We start from the raw sequence: 19,486 nt of genomic DNA, 5'->3' as shown, positions 1-19,486 counted from the left end.
CGCCCCGCACCTCCTGGAGCACCCCCCATGTCCCCTCTGTCCGCGAACACCCATGTCTACGACTACGTCGTCATCGGCGGCGGCACCGCAGGCTCCGTCATCGCCTCCCGGCTGACCGAGAACCCCGATGTCACCGTCGCCGTCATCGAGGGCGGCCCCAGCGACGTCGGCCGGGACGACGTGCTGACCCTGCGCCGCTGGATGGGCCTGCTCGGCGGCGACCTCGACTACGACTACCCCACCACCGAGCAGCCACGCGGCAACTCCCACATCCGGCACAGCCGCGCCCGCGTGCTCGGCGGATGTTCGTCGCACAACACCCTGATCGCCTTCAAGCCCCTGCCCTCCGACTGGGACGAGTGGGAGGCGGCCGGCGCCAAGGGCTGGGGCGCGGTGCCGATGGAGGCGTACTACGCGCGGCTGCTGAACAACATCGTCCCGGTCGACGAGAAGGACCGGAACGCCATCGCCCGCGACTTCGTCGACGCGGCGCGGGAGGCACTCGGCGTCCCGCGCGTGGAGGGCTTCAACGACAGGCCCTTCACCGAGGGCGTCGGCTTCTTCGACCTCGCCTACCACCCGGAGAACAACAAGCGGTCGTCCGCGTCGGTGGCGTATCTGCACCCGGTGATGGACGAGCGCCCCAACCTGACGCTCCTGCTGGAGACCTGGGCCTACCGGCTGGAGCTGGACGGCACCCGCGCACAGGGCGTGCACGTACGCGCCAAGGACGGCGAGGAGTTCCTCGTCCGCGCCCGCAACGAGGTGCTGCTGTGCGCCGGTGCCGTCGACTCGCCGCGGCTGCTGCTGCACTCGGGCATCGGGCGCCGCGCGGACCTGGAGGCGCTCGGCATACCCGTGGCGCTCGACCTGCCCGGCGTCGGCGAGAACCTGCTCGACCACCCCGAGTCGGTGATCGTCTGGGAGACCGACGGCCCCATCCCGGAGAACTCCGCGATGGACTCCGACGCGGGCCTGTTCGTGCGCCGCGACCCCGAACACGCGGGCCCCGACCTGATGTTCCACTTCTACCAGATCCCCTTCACGGACAACCCCGAGCGCCTCGGCTACCAACGCCCGGAGTTCGGCGTCTCGATGACCCCGAACATCCCCAAGCCGAAGAGCCGCGGCCGGCTGTACCTGACCAGCCCGGACCCCTCGGTCAAGCCCGCGCTGGACTTCCGCTACTTCACCGACGAGGACGACTACGACGCGCGGACCCTGGTCGACGGCATCCGCATCGCCCGCGAGATCGCCAGGACCGAGCCGCTGGCCGGCTGGCTCAAGCGCGAGGTCTGCCCGGGCCCGGAGATCCTCGGCGACGCGGAACTCAGCGAGTACGCCCGCAAGGCCGCGCACACCGTGTACCACCCGGCGGGCACCTGCCGGATGGGCGCCGCCGACGACGAACTCGCCGTGGTGGACCCCGAGCTGCGCATCCGCGGCCTGGAGAACATCCGCATCGCCGACGCCTCCGTCTTCCCGGCCATGCCCGCCGTGAACCCGATGATCGGCGTCCTGATGGTCGGGGAACGCGCGGTGGACCTGATCGGCGGTGATGCCCGATGAGCGGCACTCCGGTCTTCTCCGTGCAGGGCCTGTGGAAGGTCTTCGGCCGCAAGGCCGACCGCGTGCCCGCCGACCCCGAACTCGCCGCGCTCGCCCCCGCCGAGCTGCGCGCCCGCACCGGCTGCACGGCGGCGGTGCGGGACGTCTCCTTCGACGTCCGCAAGGGCGAGGTCTTCGTGGTGATGGGCCTGTCCGGCTCCGGCAAGTCCACGCTCGTGCGCTGTCTGACCCGCTTGATCGAGCCGACCTCCGGCACGATCGCCATCGACGGCGAGGACGTCCGCGCCATGGACACCGCCCGGCTGCGCCGACTGCGCCGCCACCGCGCGGCGATGGTCTTCCAGCACTTCGGCCTGCTGCCCCACCGCACGGTCCTCGACAACGTCGCGTACGGCCTGGAGATCCAGGGCGTCGGCAGGTCCGAACGCCGCGCACGCGCCGCCGAGGTGGTGACCAAGGTCGGCCTGGCCGGGCTGGAACAGCGCAGGCCCAGCCAGCTCTCGGGCGGCCAGCGCCAGCGCGTGGGCCTGGCCCGCGCCCTCGCCGTGGACCCCGAGGTGCTGCTGTTCGACGAGCCCTTCAGCGCCCTCGACCCCCTGATCCGCCGGGACATGCAGGAGGAGGTCGTCCGGCTGCACCGCGAAGAGGGCCGCACCATGGTCTTCATCACCCACGACCTGAACGAGGCCCTCAAACTGGGCGACCGCATCGCCCTGATGCGCGACGGCAAGGTGGTCCAACTGGGCACCCCGGAGCAGATCGTGGGCTCCCCGGCCGACGACTACGTCCGGGAGTTCGTCCGGGACGTACCGCGCGAGCAGGTCATGACGGTGCGTACGGCGATGCGGCCCGCGTCCGCGGAGGAGGCCGGCAACGGTCCGGCGCTCGCCCCGGACGCCACGGTGTCCGAGGCCATCGAGGCGGTCGCCCGTACGGGCAGCCCCGCCCGGGTCGTGGACCGCGGCCGCTGCCTCGGCGTGGTGGACGCCGCCGCCCTGCTGGGCGTCGTGGCCGGCGGATCCGCCGTCGGCACGGGTGGCCCTGCCGCCGGGCCGGCGCCCGCCGATCTCACCCCGGAGCCGGTCTGATGGCGACGATCACCGCACCGGCGCCCCGCACCCTGCCGCGCGTCCTGAGAAACCGAGCCGCGGCCAAGCTCACCCTGCTCGCCCTGGCCGCCGCGATCCTCGTCCCGCTGGCCCACGCCCGCTGGGCGAGCGGCAGCTGGCCGGACGCCCTCACCGTCGACCTCACCGACCCGCTGGCCAGGACCAGCGACTGGATCATCGACAACCGGGACAGCCACCCGCTGTTCCTCCACTTCCTGGGCCATGTCAGCAACGCCGTCGTCCTCGGCGTACGCGCCGTGTACCTGGTGCTGCTCGCCGCGGGCTGGGCCGGCGTCACCGCGGTCGGCGCGCTCGTCGCCTGGCGCGTCGCAGGCGCCAGGCTCGCCCTGGGCACCGCCGCCGCCTTTCTGGCCTGCGGCGCCCTCGGCATGTGGGTGCCGACCATGCAGACCCTCGCCCTGATGGCGGTCGCCGTGCTCGCGTCCGTCGCCGTCGGCGCCCTCCTCGGGCTCGCCGCGGGCCTCTCGGACCGGATGGACCGCGCCCTGCGCCCGGTCCTGGACACCATGCAGGTCCTCCCCGCCTTCGCCTACCTGCTCCCGGTCGTCCTGGTCTTCGGCATCGGTGTCCCCGCGGCCGTCCTCGCCACCGTCGTCTACGCCGCCCCGCCCATGGCCCGCCTCACCGCCCTCGGCCTGCGCGGCGCCGACCAGGAGGTGCTGGAGGCCGTCGACTCCCTCGGCGCCACCGCTCGCCAGCGGCTGCTGACCGCCCGTATCCCGCTGGCCCGCAAGGAACTCCTCCTCGGCGTCAACCAGACGATCATGATGGCGCTGTCCATGGCCGTCATCGCGTCGGTCATCGGCGCCGGCGGCCTCGGCGACCGCGTCTACCAGGCGCTGGCCTCGGTCGACGTGGGCGCCGCCCTGGCGGCCGGCATCCCGATCGTGCTGCTGGCGGTCGTCCTGGACCGCGTCACCGCCGCGACCGCCGACGGCACCGGACGGACGGGCCGCGCGTCATGGGCGTACGCCCTCGGCGCCGCCCTGGCCGTCGCCGTCGCCGGACGCCTCGTGAGCCGCCTCGACTGGCCCGACGCCTGGGTGCTGAACATCGCCGAACCGGTCAACCGGGCCGTCGACTGGATGACCGCCCACCTCTACTCGGGCGTCCCGGTCGTCGGCGGCACCGCCGAGTGGGCGGGCCACTTCACGACCTGGGTCCTGGACCCCGTACGCGACGGCCTGCAGTGGCTGCCCTGGTGGGCCGTCCTGCTCGTCGTCGCCGCCCTCGCCTGGCTGATCGGCACCTGGCGCACCGCGCTCACCGCGACCCTCGCCATGGCCGCGATCGGCGTGCTCGGTGCCTGGGAGCCGTCCCTGGACACCCTGTCCCAGGTGCTCGCCGCCGTCGCCGTCACCCTCGTCCTGGGCGTCGCGACCGGCATCGCGGCGGCCCGCAGCGACCGGGTGGAGCGCGCTCTGCGCCCCGTCCTGGACGTCTTCCAGACGATGCCGCAGTTCGTGTACCTGATCCCGGTCGTCGCGCTGTTCGGCGTCGGCCGCGCCCCCGCGGTGGCGGCGGCCGTCGTCTACGCCCTGCCCGCCGTCGTCCGGATCACCGCCCAGGGCCTGCGCGGGATCGACCCCGCCGCTCTGGAGTCGGCCCGCTCGCTCGGCGCGACCCCGGCCCAGCAGCTGTGGCAGGTGCAGCTCCCGCTCGCCCGCCGCTCGTTGCTGCTCGCCGTCAACCAGGGCGTGGTCCTGGTCCTCGCCGTCGTCATCATCGGCGGCCTGGTCGGCGGCGGCGCGCTCGGCTACGACGTCGTCTTCGGCCTCGCCCAGGGCGACCTCGCCACCGGCCTGGTGGCCGGCGCCGCGATCGTCTGCCTCGGCCTGATGCTCGACCGGGTGACCCAGCCGACGGAACGCCGCACGAAGAAGGGAGCGTGACATGCGCGTCCGTGACACCACGACCGCGGCGGTGGGTGCGCTGCTGCTGCTCACCGGCTGCGGCGCCGCCGACATGACCCAGCAGGCCTCGCCGTTCGCCAACGCCCAGGGCGCGAAGACGGTCACCCTGTCCGTCCAGTCCTGGGTCGGCGCCCAGGCCAACGTGGCCGTCGCCCAGTACCTGCTGGAGCACGAACTCGGCTACCGCGTCGACACCGTCCAGGTCGACGAGGTCCCCGCCTGGGACGCGCTCAGCCAGGGCCGGGTCGACGCGATCATGGAGGACTGGGGCCACCCCGACCAGGAACAGCGGTACGTCGAGGACAAGAGGACGATCGTGAACGGCGGCGGCCTCGGCGTCACCGGCCACATCGGCTGGTACGTCCCCACGTACTTCGCGAAGCAGCACCCCGACGTCACCGACTGGAAGAACCTCGACCAGTACGCCGACCGGCTCCGCACCCCGGAGAGCGGCGGCAAGGGCCAGCTGCTGGACGGCTCGCCCTCCTACGTCACCCACGACAAGGCACTGGTGAAGAACCTCGACCTGGACTACCAGGTGGTCTTCGCCGGTTCCGAGGCCGCCCAGATCACCCAGATCAAGCAGTTCGCCAAGGAGAAGAAGCCCTTCCTGACCTACTGGTACGCCCCCCAGTGGCTGTTCGGGAAGGTCCCCATGACCGAGGTGAAGCTGCCGGCGTACAAGGAGGGCTGCGACGCGGATCCGGAGAAGGTCGCCTGCGCCTATCCGCACACCCCGCTGCAGAAGTACCTCAACGCCGACTTCGCGCGGGACGGCGGAAAGGCCGCCGCCTTCCTGAAGAAGTTCCGCTGGACGACCGAGGACCAGAACGAGGTCTCCCTGATGATCGCCGAACAGAAGCTGACCCCCGAGGAGGCGGCGAGGAAGTGGGTGGACAGCCACGAGTCCACCTGGCGGCCGTGGCTGTCCTGACGGTCACGGCCCGGACGTGATCCGGGCGGTGCACACTTCGGCGGTCAGTGCCGGCCCGGCTGGTAGTGCCCCGGCGTCACCCGGCAGGTCACCCCGAACCGGTTCCAGGCGTTGATCACCGCGATCGAGGCGATCAACTGGGCCAGCTCCGGCTCCTCGAAGTGGGCGGCGGCCTTCGCGTACACCTCGTCGGGCACGAAACCGTCGGTGAGCACGGTGACCGCTTCGGTCAGCGCGAGCGCCGCGAGCTCCTTCTCGGTGTAGAAGTGGGCCGACTCCTCCCAGGCGGAGAGCTGGATGATCCGCTCCACGCTCTCCCCGGCCGCCAGGGCGTCCTTGGAGTGCATGTCCACGCACATGGCGCAACGGTTGAGCTGCGAGGCGCGCACCTTCACCAGCTCCAGCAGCTTCGGGTCCAGACCCCGCCGGGCCGCCGCGTCGAGCCGCACCATCGCCTTGTAGACCTCGGGCGCGTGGTCGGCCCAGCGCAGCCGAGGGGGGTGCTCGGGCGCGTACTCGACGGTGGCTTCGGCAGGGGCGGTGTGATCACTGGTCATCGTCATGCCTCGACCCTACGAAGCAAAAGGCCCAGGAGTATGGTCCATTTCCATGGCAGACACCTGGGCCACTTCCCGGGCCCTGGGGATCGACCTCCACCTCGACCCGGCCACCGGACCCGGTCTGCGCCGGGGCCTCACCGACGCCCTGCGCGAGGCCGTCCGCACGGGCCGGCTGGCGCCCGGCACCCGGCTGCCCTCCTCCCGCTCCCTCTCCGCCGACCTCGGCATCGCCCGCAACACGGTCGCCGACGCCTACACCGACCTCGTCGCCGAGGGCTGGCTCACCGCCCGCCAGGGCTCGGGCACCCGGGTCGCCGAGGGCCGCTCCACACCCCCCACGGCCACCGCTCCGACCCGCCGTGCCCGCCCCCGTCCCACCCACGACCTGACCGCCGGCACCCCCGATCTCGCCGCCTTCCCCCGCGCCGAATGGCTCAAGGCGGCCCGCCGAGCCCTCAACACCGCCCCCTACGACGTCCTCGGCTACGGCGACCCCCGCGGCCGCATCGAACTGCGCACCGCCCTGGCGGCCTACCTCTCCCGCGCCCGCGGCGTCCGCGCCCACCCCGAACGCATCGTCATCTGCTCCGGCTTCCCCCAGGGCCTGCATCTGCTCGGCACGGTCCTGCGGGCCCGCGGAGCCCGGACGATCGCCGTGGAGTCGTACGGACTCCCCGACCACCGCGCCGTCCTGGCCGGCACCGGCCTCGCCACCACCCCCCTGCCCTTCGACGAACTCGGCACCGAGCCGGCCGGGTTGACCGACGAGGGTGCCGTACTGCTCACCCCCGCCCACCAGTTCCCGATGGGCGCCGACCTGCACCGCTCCCGGCGGGCGGCCGTCGTGGACTGGGCCCGCCGCACCGGCGGCCTGATCCTGGAGGACGACTACGACGGCGAGTTCCGCTACGACCGCCAGCCCGTCGGCGCCCTCCAGGGCCTGGACCCCGACCACGTCGTCTACCTGGGAACCGCCAGCAAGTCCCTCGCCCCCGGCCTGCGCCTGGCCTGGCTGGTCCTGCCGCCCGCCCTGGTGGAACCGGTGACCCGGGCCAAGGGCGACGTGGACAGCTGCGGGGTGCTCGACCAGCTGACCCTGGCCGAGTTCATCGCCCACGGCGCCCATGACCGCCATGTCCGCGCCTCCCGGCTGCGCTACCGCCGACGCCGGGACGCCCTGGTCACCGCCCTCGCCGAGCGCGCCCCGACGGTCCGGGCCACCGGGATCGCGGCCGGTCTGCACGCCGTGCTGTGCCTGCCGCCCGGCACCGAGACATCGGTCGTCCAGGCGGCCCGCTGGCAGGGCCTGTCCCTGTTCGGCCTGGCCCACTTCCGCCACGAACAGGCCATCGCCGAGCCCCTCGACGCCCTGGTCGTCGGCTACGGAACCCCGCCCGACCATGCCTGGGCGGGGGCCCTCGAAGCCCTCTGCAGGGTGCTGCCGTAAGGTGATTGTCCAGCCGAAGGACACGGGGAGAGACGGGACATGGCTCGCACGAAGCGCCGACTGCGGTCCAGCACGGTGGTGCTGGGCGGTATGGGAGTCGTCGCGGCGGCACTGACCTCCTGCGGCTCCGAGCCCGACCGTCGCTGCGTCGACCGGGACAGTTACACCTGGGACGGCTACAAGGTCATCGCCGACAAGAACTGCAAGTCGGGCGCCTCGGGTTCCTCCGGCTCCTCGTACGGCAAGGGCGGCAAGGGCGGCAAGAAGAAGGGCGGCGGCGCCGACGCCGCCTGGTACTACGACGCCGAAGTCGACGGCGGCTACGCCGACTACGGCACCTTCAGCCGCAGCGACGCCGTCGACCGCGGCGGCTTCGGCTGCTCGGGCTCCGGCAGCGGCGGCGGCTGACCCGGTCCGTCCGGACGTCCACCATGGAACGCCGCACCATCGAGCCCCGCCCCGGCTGGCAGCGGACCGTCGAGGAACAGGGCCTGATCTACCCGCTCACCCGCTACCCCGACAACTCCCTGCGCCCGTACTGGGACGAGAGCGCCTACTACGTCTTCTCCCTGGAGGAGGTCGAGGCGCTGGAGGAGGTCGTCGAGGAACTCCACCGCATGTGCCTGCGGGCGGCGCAGCACATCGTCACCTCCGGGCGCCTCGCCGACCTCGGCATCACCGACCCGCGCGTGGCGGAAGCGGTCACCGAGGCCTGGCACCGCCGCGCCGAACTCCCGTCCCTCTACGGCCGCTTCGACCTGCGCTACGACGGCCGCGGCCCGGCGAAGCTCCTGGAGTACAACGCCGACACCCCCACCTCCCTGGTCGAGGCCGCCTCCCCGCAGTGGTTCTGGATGGAGGAGCGCTTCCCGGGCGCCGACCAGTGGAACTCGCTGCACGAACGCCTGGTCGCCGCCTGGCGGAAACAGGCCGCCCTCCTCCCGCCCGGCAGCCCGCTGTACTTCGCGCACTCCGCCGCCGACGAGCTCGGCGAGGACCTGATGACGGTCGCCTACCTCAAGGAGACCGCCGAGCAGGCCGGCCTCGACACCGACTGGATCTCCATGGAGGAGATCGGCTGGGACCGTCTCTCCGGCCGCTTCGTCGACAACCGGCTCCGCTTCATCCGCAGTTGCTTCAAGCTCTACCCCTGGGAGTGGCTCACCACCGACCGCTTCGCCCCCCACGTCCTGGACACCCTCGACAACGGCGGCGGCACCGGATCCACCCTCTGGATCGAACCGGCCTGGAAGATGCTCCTGTCCAACAAGGCCCTGCTGGCGATCCTCTGGGAGCTCTACCCCGGCCACCCCAACCTGCTCCCCGCCCACCTCGACGGCCCCCGCGACCTCGCCCGCACCACCGGCTACGTCGCCAAGCCCCTGCTGGGCCGCGAAGGCGCGGGCGTCACCGTCCACGAACCGGGCACCGACCCCGCCCCGCGCGACGAGCCCTGCTGCTACCAGGAGCTGGCACCCCTGCCCGACTTCGACGGCAACCGGGTCGTCCTCGGCGCCTGGGTCGTCGAGGACGAAGCGGCGGGCCTGGGCATCCGCGAATCGGCGGGACTGATCACCGACGAGTACGCCCGCTTCCTGCCGCATGTGATCCTCTAGACCCCCAGCACCGCCCGCAGCTGGGCGAGCCCCCAGTCCAGATCCTCCTTGCCGATCACCAGCGGCGGGGCGATCCGGAGCGTCGCGCCATGGGTGTCCTTCACCAGCACCCCCCGCTCCATCAGCTTCTCCGACACCTCCCGGCCCGTCCCGTACGCCGGGGCGATGTCCACCCCCGCCCACAGCCCGCGCCCCCGCACCTGTGTCACCCGCCCCATGTCCACCAAGGCGCCCAGCTCCCGGTGCAGATGCGCGCCGAGCTCCGCGGACCGCGCCTGGTACTCGCCCGACCGCACCATCGCGATCACCTCCAGCGCCACCGCGCAGGCCAGCGGATTCCCCCCGAACGTAGACCCGTGCTCCCCGGGCCGGAACACCCCCAGCACCTCGGCCGACGACACCACCGCCGACACCGGCACCACGCCGCCGCCGAGCGCCTTGCCCAGCACATACATGTCCGGCACCACCCCCTCGTGCTCACACGCGAAGGTCCGCCCCGTCCGCCCGAGCCCCGACTGGATCTCGTCGGCCACGAACAGCACGTTCCGCTCCCGGGCCAGCTCCCGCACCGCCGGCAGATAACCGGACGGCGGCACGATCACCCCCGACTCGCCCTGGATCGGCTCCAGCAGCACCGCGACCGTGTTCTCCGTCATCGCCTCCCGCATCGCCGTCAGATCCCCGTACGGCACGATCTCGAAGCCGGGCGTGTACGGCCCGAAGTCGGCGCGCGCCTCCCGGTCGGTGGAGAAGCTGATGACCGTCGTCGTCCGGCCGTGGAAGTTGCCGCCCGCGACCACGATCTTCGCCATCTCCGCGGGCACGCCCTTGACCCGGTACCCCCACTTCCGGGCCGTCTTCACCGCGGTCTCCACCGCCTCCGCCCCGGTGTTCATCGGCAGCACCATCTCCATGCCGCACAGCCGCGCGAGCTCCTCGCAGAACGCGGCGTACCGGTCGTGATGGAACGCCCGCGACGTCAGCGTCACCCGCTCCAGCTGCGCCTTGGCCGCCTCGATGATCCGCCGGTTGCGATGACCGAAGTTGAGCGCCGAGTAACCGGCCAGCAGATCCAGATACCGCCGCCCCTCCACATCCGTCATCCACGCCCCGTCGGCCGAGGCGACGACGACGGGCAGCGGCGCGTAGTTGTGCGCGCCGTGCGCCTCGGCCGCGGCGATGAGGGTTTCCGTCGTGGTCACGGGACCTCCAGAAGACTCCGGGAGACAAGCGGAGTCCCCTTCCTATCCTCGCTCGGATGGTGGACGCGGGACCTTCACCCGACGGCGCGCCCGGTAGGCTGACGGCGGGCCGTGACTGGCGCGCTGGGATGGGACCGACCATCGGGGAGCGGCCCGGTCGTGACTGTGTGCCGTGCGCCTGGGCCGAACCGTGAACGCTGAAACCACGCCGTCCGGAGGCCGACTTGCCCGAGCAGCCCCTTTCCCACGAATCCACCGCCTTCCGCGCCGCCCTCGACGTCATCCGCGCCGTGGAACCGCGGGTCGCCGACGCCATCGGCCAGGAGGTCCACGACCAGCGCGAGATGCTCAAGCTGATCGCCTCCGAGAACTACGCCTCCCCGGCCACCCTGCTGGCGATGGGCAACTGGTTCAGCGACAAGTACGCCGAGGGCACCGTCGGCCGCCGCTTCTACGCCGGCTGCCGCAACGTCGACACCGTCGAGTCGCTCGCCGCCGAACACGCCAGGGAGCTCTTCGGCGCCCGCCACGCCTACGTCCAGCCGCACTCCGGCATCGACGCCAACCTCGTCGCCTTCTGGTCGGTCCTCGCCGCCCGTGTCGAGGCCCCCGCCCTGGAGAAGGCCGGCGTCCGCCAGGTCAACGAGCTCTCCGACGCCGACTGGGCCGAACTGCGCCAGGCCTTCGGCAACCAGCGCATGCTCGGCATGTCCCTGGACGCCGGCGGCCACCTCACCCACGGCTTCCGCCCGAACATCTCCGGCAAGATGTTCGACCAGCGCTCCTACGGCACCGACCCCGCCACCGGCCTCATCGACTACGAGGCCCTGCGCACCTCCGCCCGCGACTTCAAGCCGCTGATCATCGTCGCCGGTTACTCCGCCTACCCCCGTCTGGTGAACTTCCGGATCATGCGGGAGATCGCCGACGAGGTCGGCGCGACCCTGATGGTCGACATGGCCCACTTCGCGGGACTGGTCGCCGGCAAGGTCCTCACCGGCGACTTCGACCCGGTCCCGCACGCCCAGATCGTCACCACGACCACCCACAAGTCGCTGCGCGGCCCGCGCGGCGGCATGGTCCTGTGCGACGACTCCCTCAAGGACCAGGTCGACCGCGGCTGCCCGATGGTCCTCGGCGGCCCGCTGCCGCACGTCATGGCCGCCAAGGCCGTCGCCCTCGCCGAGGCCCGGCAGCCCTCCTTCCAGGACTACGCCCAGCGCATCGTCGACAACTCCCGCGCCCTCGCCGACGGTCTGATGCGCCGGGGCGCGACCCTGGTCACGGGCGGCACCGACAACCACCTGAACCTGATCGACGTGGCCACCTCCTACGGCCTCACCGGCCGCCAGGCCGAGGCCGCGCTGCTGGAGTCCGGCATCGTCACCAACCGCAACGCCATCCCGGCCGACCCCAACGGCGCCTGGTACACCTCCGGCATCCGCATCGGCACCCCCGCCCTGACCACCCGTGGTCTGGGCACCGCCGAGATGGACGAGGTCGCCGGTCTCATCGACCGCGTCCTGACCACCGCGGAGCCCGGCACCACCAAGTCCGGCGCCCCCTCCAAGGCCGCCCACGTCCTCGACCCCAAGATCGCGGACGAGATCTCCCGCCGGGCGACCGACCTGGTGGCCGGCTTCCCGCTGTACCCGGAGATCGACCTCGGCTGACCGGCACTCCCTGTTGAGTTGTCAAGGAACGGCGACGCGCACGGGTCGGTGACGCTCATGGGTCGGTGACGCGCACGGATCGGTGACCCGCTGACAGATCGGTGACCGGCGCACGGATCGGTGACCCGCGCACGGATCGGTGACGCTCACAGATCGATCAGCCGCTGTCGTGGCTCCTCCCGCGGCGGCCCCCCTCCAGGGCGGGTCGCCGCACGGCGTATCGCCAGCGTGCCGCCCGCCCCGGCGGCGAAGCCCACGGCCAGCCCCGGTATCGCCCACCACACGGCGTCCACCGCCGGGACCGGGCCGTCGGCCTCGGCCGAGGCCGCGCGCACCGGGCCGCCGAGCAGCCCCGACCGGTCCAGCCGCTCGAAGACCGAGCGCGGCGCCCGATGCCAGCGGATGTCGTCGTCCTCCACGTCCGGCGCCGGATCCGAACGCACCCACGGTGTGCCGTCCTCGGCGACGAACAGCTGGTCCTGCCGCTGCAGCGCCACGTCCCCGCCCGGCGGACTGGCGGTCATGGGCCAGCCGCCCACCCCCGTCAGCCCCCACACCACCATGAGCCGCACCGGCGGATGCCGTCCCTCGGTCCACGTCTCGGGCACCCGCTCGGTCCCGGTGTACGTCGGCTCCAGCAGCTGCCACAGCCGGGCGAACCGTGGTTCCCCGGACCGCACCGCGGTCGGCTGCCCCGCGCCGCCCGCGACCACCATCGCCACATCGGGCGCCCGCCCCGCACCGCCCACCGCCCCGGTCGCCGGTGCCCCGCCGCACAGCGCCAGCGCCGCCGACACCGGCCCCAGCAGCACCAGCCGCGCAGCCATCCGCCCCCTGGGCACCCTCATCCGCCCTCGACCTCCCCCTGTCGATCCCGTCCGCCCGTGCCCCTCACGCGTCCCGCAGCTCCTGCCGGGGCCCCGGCTCGCCCCTCCGGCCGCCCAGCGGAATCCGCGTGACGAAGGGCCGCAGTGTCAGCGCCAGCACCGCCCCGGCCGCACCGCCGGGCAGGGCCCACCACCAGTCGGTGTCCTCGCCCGTCCCCGAGGCCGCCACGGGCCGGGGCGCCGCGGCACCCTGCACCGGCGCCTCCGTCTCCTTCTCCGTCTCCGGAACGCTCGCTTGCTCCCCGCCGGCCGTGTACACCTCCCGCAGCGAGAAGGACGACAGATCCGCACCACCGTCCCCCTCACTCAGCACGCCCACGTCCGCCAGCAGGGCTCGCAGCCGCTCGGGGTTCGGGGCACGGTGCCAGCTGCCGTCCGTCCGTTCGGTGATGTCCATCGTCCGGTGCACCCAGACGTCCTCGCCCTCGGTGACGGGGAAGATCTGGTCGACCCGCCAGGGAGAGGTGTCGTGCACCAGCCAGGTGACGGTGACGCGCCGGTCCGCCATCGCGTCCTTGGGCGGGGCAGCCAGGGGGCCCGCCTGGAGGAGGGAGTCCAGCTGGGCGTACCTGCGGTCCGAGGCGTACAGCCCTCCCGCCTTCCCGGTCTCCGGGGAGGCCAGGAACGCGCTGGTCGGCCCCCCGGCCGAGGCCGGCGCCGCCTCCCACACCAGCATCCCCAGCGCCACCGTCAACGCCCCCGCCAGCGACGTCAGCCGACGCCGTCCGCCTCTCGAACCGAGCACTCGCCTGCACATCCGAAACCCCCAAGCAGCCGATCACCGAGCGGCCCGTCCGTGAGCCGCGTGTCACTTCTGGTACACCGCCCGGCCCGCCGGGGTTCCCACCCCCGACCGACTATTCGGAGGCCCCTTCCAGCGGCTGCGCGGCCTCCAGCGACGTCGCGATCTCCACCGCCCGCTCCTTCGACGCCACGCCCTCAAGACGCAGCGTGAGGATGTCGTCGTCCGCCGTGCCCGTCCCGTGCATCCACAGCAGGGTCGGCCCCGCCGTCCGCTCCTCGCGGGTGTACGGAGAACCGTCCGCGCTCACCAGCCAGAAGCTCAGCAGATGCGGTCGCGCGAACCACAGCGCGGGCTCCGGCACCGAGGAGCGGCCCAGCGTGAGCCACTCCGGCTGCTCCCGCACGGTCTTGATGAAACCGGTGTCCAGCCGGGCCGAGAACTCGTCCAGCCGGATCGTCCGGCCGCCCTGCTGCCAGCACAGGCTCACCAGGAACCGCCCCTGCGGCTCCCCGGTCACCGTCACCGCGTCCGGCGCGCCCAGCGCCCCCGGCACGGCCGGCTCGAACCCGGCCCGGCGCCCGGCCTGCGCGAGCGACACCGAGCCCGAGCCCTCGCAGCGAGGCACCTCGGCGCTCGCCGACGGCCGGGCGGACGGGTCGTAGCGGACCTCGACCCCGCCGAAGCCGAACCAGTCGAAGACCGCCGCCCGCACCGGGGGAGTGAGCACGAGCACCGTGAGCAGGCCGCACAGCGCCGCCGTCAGCGAACGCCGGCGCGCCCGCACCCACCGCCGCGCCGCCCGCATCCGCTCCCCGGCCCCCGCCGGCTCGGCCACCGGCGTCGGGATCCGCTCGGCGAGTATCTGCCCCAGCACGCGTTCGGCCATCGTCTCGGCGCCGTCCGCCCCCGGCCGGTCCAGCGACCGCCCGAGCGACCGCAGCTCCTCCGGCAGCCCGCGGCCGCCGTCACCGTCGTACGCCTTGTGCTCCTCACTCATGCTCCTCACCCCCTTCCCCGGGCTCGAAATCCGGCAGCAGCCTGCCGAGCTTGCGCAGTGCGCGGTTGAGCCGGGACTTGACCGTCCCGCGGGGCCAGCCCAGTGCCTGGGCCGTCTCCGGCTCGTCCATCTCCAGCAGATAGCGGTAGGTCACGACCAGGCGGTGCTCCTCGCTCAGTTTCTCCAGGGCGGCCAGCAGGGCCGCGCGGCGCTCCTCGCGCAGCGTCGCCGCTGCCGGGTCCGCCGCTTCCGGTATCAGCGGCTCGGCCTCCACGAAGGCGGCCTCCCGGCCGGCGAGCGTGCGCTGCCGGGCCGCCGTGCGCACTGTGTTCCTCGTCTCATTGGCGACGATCGACAACAGCCACGGCCGGAACGCCGAACCGTCCCGGAACCGCCCCAGCGCGCAGTACGCCTTGACGAAGGCCTGCTGCACCACGTCCTCCGCGTCCGCACCGGCTCCGAGCGCGGCGGCCGCCCGCAGCGCGATGCCCGTATGGGCACGCACCAGCTCCGCGTACGCCTCCGGATCCCCGGCGCGTACGCGAGCGATCACCACGGCCTCATCGACGATGCGGCCCCCCTCCCGCGTTCTCACACCCTTGTTACACCGCGGCAGACGGATCGGTTCCCACCTGTTGCGGACCAGTTCGCGATCAGTTCCGGATCGGGCGCCGAGACCTGAGAGAATGGTGAGCATGGCTTCTGACCGACCCCGTGTGCTCTCCGGAATCCAGCCCACCGCAGGCTCGTTCCACCTCGGCAACTACCTGGGCGCCGTCCGCCAGTGGGTGGCCCTCCAGGAGACCCACGACGCGTTCTACATGGTCGTCGACCTGCACGCGATCACGGTCCCGCAGGACCCGGCGGAGCTGCGCGGGAACACCCGGCTCGCCGTCGCCCAGCTCCTCGCCGCCGGTCTTGACCCCGAGCGCTGCACGCTCTTCGTCCAGAGCCATGTCCCCGAGCACGCCCAGCTCGGCTGGGTCATGAACTGCCTCACCGGTTTCGGCGAGGCCTCCCGCATGACCCAGTTCAAGGACAAGTCCGCCAAGCAGGGCACGGAGCGGGCCTCCGTCGGCCTGTTCACGTACCCGGTCCTCCAGGTCGCCGACATCCTGCTCTACCAGGCCCACGAGGTCCCGGTCGGCGAGGACCAGCGCCAGCACATCGAGCTGACCCGCGACCTCGCCGAGCGCTTCAACGGCCGGTTCGGCGCGACCTTCACGATCCCCAAGCCGTACATCCTCAAGGAGACGGCGAAGATCTACGACCTTCAGGACCCGTCGATCAAGATGAGCAAGTCGGCGTCCACGCCGAAGGGTCTGATCAACCTCCTCGACGAGCCCAAGGCCACCGCGAAGAAGGTCAAGAGCGCGGTCACCGACACCGACACCGTCATCCGCTACGACGCCGTGAACAAGCCGGGCGTCAGCAACCTGCTCACGATCTACTCGACCCTCACCGGGGCCGGAATCGCGGAACTGGAGCAGAAGTACGACGGCAAGGGCTACGGTGCGCTCAAGACGGACCTCGCCGAGGTCATGGTCGAGTTCGTGACGCCGTTCCGGGAGCGGACCCAGCAGTATCTGGACGACCCGGAGACGCTCGACTCGATCCTGGCCAAGGGTGCCGAGAAGGCACGTGCCGTCGCCGCGGAGACGCTGGCGCAGGCCTACGACAGGGTCGGCTTCCTGCCCGCCAAGCACTGAGCGCACCACCGCACACACGTACTACTGGCAGAGCGCTGCACATCACTTCGCTTGCGCCTGCCCCCAGCACAGCCGTGGCCGTACAGTCGATAGCCGACGGCTGAGAGAACCGACCGTCACGACGACAGGAGACGACGTGGGGACCGTAACGATCGGCGTGTCGATCGCGGTCCCGGAGCCTCACGGCAGCCTGCTCCAGGAGCGGCGCGCGGGCTTCGGCGACGCCGCGGCTCACGGCATCCCCACGCATGTCACCCTGCTGCCGCCCACCGAGGTGGACGCCTCGCTGCTGCCGGCGATCGAGGCGCACCTGATGGAGGTGGCGGCGGCCGGGCGGCCCTTCCCGATGCGGCTGTCCGGCACGGGGACCTTCCGGCCCCTGTCACCGGTCGTCTTCGTCCAGGTCGTCCAGGGGGCGGACGCCTGTTCGTGGCTGCAGAAGCAGGTGCGGGACGCGTCCGGTCCGGTGGCGCGTGAGCTCCAGTTCCCGTACCACCCGCATGTGACGGTCGCGCACGGCATCGACGAGGCGGCGATGGACCGCGCGTTCGAGGAACTCGCCGACTACGAGGCCGAGTGGCCCTGCACCGGGTTCGCGCTCTACGAGCAGGGCGCGGACGGCGTGTGGCGCAAGCTGCGGGAGTACGCCTTCGGCGGGGCGGTGGTGCCGCCGCAGGCGAGCCACGTCCAGCGCGGGTCGATCCCGGCGAGTTAGCTCCGCAGGGTGGGCCGGACGAAGGCCGCGGGTGATCTGCGGGCCGGTGCAGGCTGGTCGCGCCGTTCCTCGTGCCCCTGACACCGGCGCCGCCGATCTCCCGCCTAGATCGGCAGCCGCCGGAACAAGGCACGCGGCAGGTGCCGCAGCGCCGACATCACCATGCGCAGGGCCCCGGGCGCCCACACCGTCTCCGACCGGCGCCTGAGCCCCAGCTCGATCGCCGTCGCCACGGCTTCCGGGGTCGTCGACAGGGGGGAATCCTCCAGCCCGGCGGTCATCTTCGAGCGTACGAAGCCGGGGCGTACGACCATCACGTGGGCGCCCGTGCCGTGCAGGGCGTCGCCGAGGCCCTGCGCGAAGGTGTCGAGTCCCGCCTTGCTGGAGCCGTAGATGAAGTTGGCGCGGCGGGCGCGTTCGCCGGCCACCGAGGACAGCACGACCAGGGAGCCGTGGCCCTGGTTCTGCAGGGCGCCGGCACAGATCAGGCCCGCCGAGACCGCGCCGGTGTAGTTCGTCTGGGCCACGCGCACCGCGGCCACCGGGTCGCGCTCGTCGTGGGCCTGGTCGCCGAGGACGCCGAACGCCAGCAGCACGAGGTCGATGTCCCCCTCGGCGAAGATCTTGCCGAGCACCCACTCGTGGGACTCGGTGTCCAGCGCGTCGAAGGCGACGGTGTGCACGCGGGCGCCCAGCGCGCGCAGTTGCTCGGCCGACTCCTCCAGGGCGGGCGTCGGACGCCCCGCCAGCCACACCGTGCGGGTGCGCCGGGCGATCAGCCGGCGGGCGGTCGCCATCGCGATCTCGGACGTGCCGCCGAGGACGAGCAGGGACTGGGGGAGGCCGAAGGCGTCCTTCATGACGGCTCCTTGGGGGAGGGGGCGGGGAGGGGTGGAGTGGCGGGCCGCAGGCCGACGGGCGTGGGCTACAGGCCGAGGCGGCGGGAGAGGTCCGAGGTGAAGACCCCGCGCGGGTCCGTCTCGGCGCGCAGGGTGCGGAAGTCGGCCACGCGCGGGTACATCGCGGCGAGCAGCTCCGGGCGCAGGCGGGAGTCCTTGGCGAGGTAGACGCGGCCGCCCGCCGAGGCCACCTCCTCGTCCAGCTCGTCGAGGAGGGCGCCGAGGCCGGGGAGGTTCGCCGGGATGTCCAGGGCCAGCGTCCAGCCGGGGACCGGGAAGGACAGCCACCCGGGATCGGCCTCCCCGAAGCGCTTGAGGACCGCCAGGAACGACGGGCACCGGTGGTCCGAGATGCGCCGCACGATCCGGCGCAGGGCGTCTTCCCGCCCGTGTCCGACGACGAACTGGTACTGCACGAAGCCGCCGCGGCCGTAGACGCGGTTCCAGTGCGGGACCCCGTCCAGGGGATGGAAGAACCTGGAGATCCGCTGGAGTTCGCCGGTACGCGCGCGGGGCGCCCTGCGGTACCAGACCTCGTTGAACAGGCCGACCGTGCGGCGGCTGAGCAGGCCCTCGGGGAACAGGGCGGGCGGGGACGGCAGCTGGGAGGGGCGGAAGGCGAGCGGGTCCCTCCGCGCGCGCGTGCCGTCGCCCAGCGCCTCCAGGGGGGCGTGGTCGCCACGGGTGAGGACCGCGCGGCCGGTCGCGGCCCCGCGGGCCAGGAGGTCGATCCAGGCCACCGAGTAGCGGTAGCGGTGGTCGGTGGCGGTGAGGCGGGCCATCAGGTCGTCGAGGTCCGTCGCGCGCTCGGTGTCGACCGACATCAGCGAGGTCTCCACCGGCAGCAACTGGAGCGTGGCCGTCAGGACCACCCCCGTCAGACCCATGCCGCCCGCGGTCGCGTCGAACAGCGGCGTCCCCGGGCCGACGGTGTGGATCTCGCCGTCCGCGGTGAGCAGTTCGAGGGAGAGGACGTGCCGGGAGAAGGAGCCGGAGACGTGGTGGTTCTTGCCGTGGATGTCCGCGCCGATCGCCCCGCCGACGGTCACCTGGCGGGTGCCGGGCGTCACCGGCACGAACCAGCCGAGCGGCAGCAGCACCTGCATCAGCCGGTGCAGGGAGATGCCCGCGTCGCACAGGACGGTGCCGCCGTCGGCGTCGATGGCGTGCACCCGTTCCAGGCCCGTCATGTCGAGCACGGCGCCACCGGCGTTCTGCGCCGCGTCCCCGTACGCCCGCCCCAGACCTCTCGGGATGCCGCCCCGGGGCCCGCACGCGCGGACGGCGGCCGCGGCCTCCTCGTACGTCCGGGGGCGGATCAGACGGGCGGCGGTGGGAGCGGTGCGGCCCCATCCCGTGACGGAAACGGTGTCGGCAGGCATGTCGGCGACCGTATCGCCGGTTAACGAGCGATTCGTTGTGAAACATCCCTACTCTCCCCGAAATGGGTGATTAATGGGATGTCGCTCAATATTGCCGGAGTTACGGCG

The 19,486-nt window shown here is 72.6% G+C and carries 18 protein-coding genes and 1 riboswitch; of the genes, 10 read left to right on the top strand and 8 right to left on the bottom strand.

The genetic code is table 11. The features are described 5' to 3' along the window. Positions 1–27 precede the first annotated feature (27 nt). Genes ACWD1Z_RS02715 through ACWD1Z_RS02700 form a run of 4 tightly spaced genes read left to right on the top strand, consistent with a single transcriptional unit; the run spans position 28 to position 5,546 of the window. Entirely contained in the window at positions 28–1,569 is a 1,542-nt protein-coding gene (locus ACWD1Z_RS02715) for a GMC family oxidoreductase (RefSeq protein ID WP_451114951.1), read from the top strand. Continuing rightward, positions 1,566–2,657, top strand: coding sequence for a quaternary amine ABC transporter ATP-binding protein (locus ACWD1Z_RS02710; RefSeq protein ID WP_451114949.1), 1,092 nt, complete (start codon positions 1,566–1,568; stop codon positions 2,655–2,657). Before ACWD1Z_RS02715 ends, ACWD1Z_RS02710 begins: the two co-directional genes overlap by 4 nt. Next, positions 2,657–4,591 (top strand): ABC transporter permease, encoded by a 1,935-nt coding sequence (locus ACWD1Z_RS02705; RefSeq protein WP_451114948.1) that lies wholly within the window; start codon positions 2,657–2,659, stop codon positions 4,589–4,591. Before ACWD1Z_RS02710 ends, ACWD1Z_RS02705 begins: the two co-directional genes overlap by 1 nt. A 1-nt stretch (position 4,592) precedes the next feature. Beyond that, entirely contained in the window at positions 4,593–5,546 is a 954-nt protein-coding gene (locus tag ACWD1Z_RS02700; protein ID WP_451114947.1) for an ABC transporter substrate-binding protein, read from the top strand. A 44-nt stretch (positions 5,547–5,590) separates the two neighbouring features. Here ACWD1Z_RS02700 and ACWD1Z_RS02695 read toward each other — a convergent pair whose 3' ends face one another. Next, a complete protein-coding gene (locus ACWD1Z_RS02695; RefSeq protein WP_451115445.1) occupies positions 5,591–6,103 on the bottom strand; it encodes a carboxymuconolactone decarboxylase family protein in 513 nt (170 codons plus the stop codon). Between the two features lie 52 nt (positions 6,104–6,155). Here ACWD1Z_RS02695 and pdxR point away from each other — a divergent pair, with 52 nt between their 5' ends. From pdxR to ACWD1Z_RS02680, 3 genes are read left to right on the top strand one after another with little or no spacing between them, the layout of a single operon-like run. After that, the gene (gene pdxR, locus ACWD1Z_RS02690; protein WP_451114945.1) at positions 6,156–7,553 is read left to right on the top strand and encodes a MocR-like pyridoxine biosynthesis transcription factor PdxR; all 1,398 of its coding nucleotides are present in this window, start codon (positions 6,156–6,158) and stop codon (positions 7,551–7,553) included. 39 nt (positions 7,554–7,592) lie between these two features. Further along, positions 7,593–7,961 carry a hypothetical protein gene (locus tag ACWD1Z_RS02685; protein WP_451114943.1) on the top strand — a complete coding sequence of 123 codons (369 nt, stop codon included), beginning with the start codon at positions 7,593–7,595 and terminating at the stop codon, positions 7,959–7,961. A gap of 23 nt (positions 7,962–7,984) precedes the next feature. Next, positions 7,985–9,169: a glutathionylspermidine synthase family protein gene (locus ACWD1Z_RS02680; RefSeq protein ID WP_451114941.1), complete on the top strand. Its 1,185-nt coding sequence runs from the start codon at positions 7,985–7,987 to the stop codon at positions 9,167–9,169. On the opposite strand, the gene rocD is transcribed toward ACWD1Z_RS02680, so the two are convergent. Beyond that, a complete protein-coding gene (rocD, locus tag ACWD1Z_RS02675; protein WP_451114940.1) occupies positions 9,166–10,371 on the bottom strand; it encodes an ornithine--oxo-acid transaminase in 1,206 nt (401 codons plus the stop codon). The two genes, ACWD1Z_RS02680 and rocD, sit on opposite strands and share 4 nt — an antisense overlap. 101 nt (positions 10,372–10,472) lie before the next feature. Further along, positions 10,473–10,562, top strand: a riboswitch (ZMP/ZTP riboswitch). Between the two features lie 33 nt (positions 10,563–10,595). Here rocD and ACWD1Z_RS02670 point away from each other — a divergent pair. Continuing rightward, on the top strand, positions 10,596–12,044 hold the full coding sequence (locus ACWD1Z_RS02670; protein ID WP_451114938.1) for a glycine hydroxymethyltransferase: 1,449 nt from the start codon (positions 10,596–10,598) through the stop codon (positions 12,042–12,044). Positions 12,045–12,190: 146 nt separating this feature from the next. Here ACWD1Z_RS02670 and ACWD1Z_RS02665 read toward each other — a convergent pair whose 3' ends face one another. From ACWD1Z_RS02665 to ACWD1Z_RS02650, 4 genes are all read right to left on the bottom strand, one after another. Continuing rightward, positions 12,191–12,871: a hypothetical protein gene (locus ACWD1Z_RS02665; protein ID WP_451114937.1), complete on the bottom strand. Its 681-nt coding sequence runs from the start codon at positions 12,869–12,871 to the stop codon at positions 12,191–12,193. A 64-nt stretch (positions 12,872–12,935) separates the two neighbouring features. Next, positions 12,936–13,676: a hypothetical protein gene (locus tag ACWD1Z_RS02660; protein ID WP_451114935.1), complete on the bottom strand. Its 741-nt coding sequence runs from the start codon at positions 13,674–13,676 to the stop codon at positions 12,936–12,938. 112 nt (positions 13,677–13,788) lie between these two features. Next, positions 13,789–14,673: a hypothetical protein gene (locus tag ACWD1Z_RS02655; protein ID WP_451114933.1), complete on the bottom strand. Its 885-nt coding sequence runs from the start codon at positions 14,671–14,673 to the stop codon at positions 13,789–13,791. Continuing rightward, positions 14,666–15,226, bottom strand: coding sequence for an RNA polymerase sigma factor (locus ACWD1Z_RS02650; protein WP_451114932.1), 561 nt, complete (start codon positions 15,224–15,226; stop codon positions 14,666–14,668). The genes ACWD1Z_RS02655 and ACWD1Z_RS02650 overlap by 8 nt, the downstream gene beginning before the upstream one ends. Before the next feature lie 142 nt (positions 15,227–15,368). On the opposite strand from ACWD1Z_RS02650, the gene trpS reads away from it, so the two are divergent. Both trpS and ACWD1Z_RS02640 read left to right on the top strand, forming a co-directional pair. Continuing rightward, positions 15,369–16,382 carry a tryptophan--tRNA ligase gene (gene trpS, locus ACWD1Z_RS02645; RefSeq protein ID WP_451114930.1) on the top strand — a complete coding sequence of 338 codons (1,014 nt, stop codon included), beginning with the start codon at positions 15,369–15,371 and terminating at the stop codon, positions 16,380–16,382. 136 nt (positions 16,383–16,518) lie between these two features. Continuing rightward, positions 16,519–17,097: a 2'-5' RNA ligase family protein gene (locus tag ACWD1Z_RS02640; RefSeq protein ID WP_451114929.1), complete on the top strand. Its 579-nt coding sequence runs from the start codon at positions 16,519–16,521 to the stop codon at positions 17,095–17,097. Between the two features lie 104 nt (positions 17,098–17,201). On the opposite strand, the gene ACWD1Z_RS02635 is transcribed toward ACWD1Z_RS02640, so the two are convergent. Both ACWD1Z_RS02635 and ACWD1Z_RS02630 read right to left on the bottom strand, forming a co-directional pair. Beyond that, positions 17,202–17,957, bottom strand: coding sequence for a decaprenylphospho-beta-D-erythro-pentofuranosid-2-ulose 2-reductase (locus ACWD1Z_RS02635; RefSeq protein ID WP_451114928.1), 756 nt, complete (start codon positions 17,955–17,957; stop codon positions 17,202–17,204). Positions 17,958–18,022: 65 nt separating this feature from the next. Next, positions 18,023–19,378, bottom strand: a complete 1,356-nt coding sequence (locus ACWD1Z_RS02630) for an FAD-binding protein (protein ID WP_451114927.1) — start codon at positions 19,376–19,378, stop codon at positions 18,023–18,025. Positions 19,379–19,486 lie beyond the last annotated feature (108 nt).

The organism is Streptomyces sp. NPDC002784 (genome assembly GCF_053592135.1).
The sequence above is the reverse complement of the archived record's forward strand: the minus strand, read 5'-3'. Positions and strand labels throughout refer to the sequence as shown.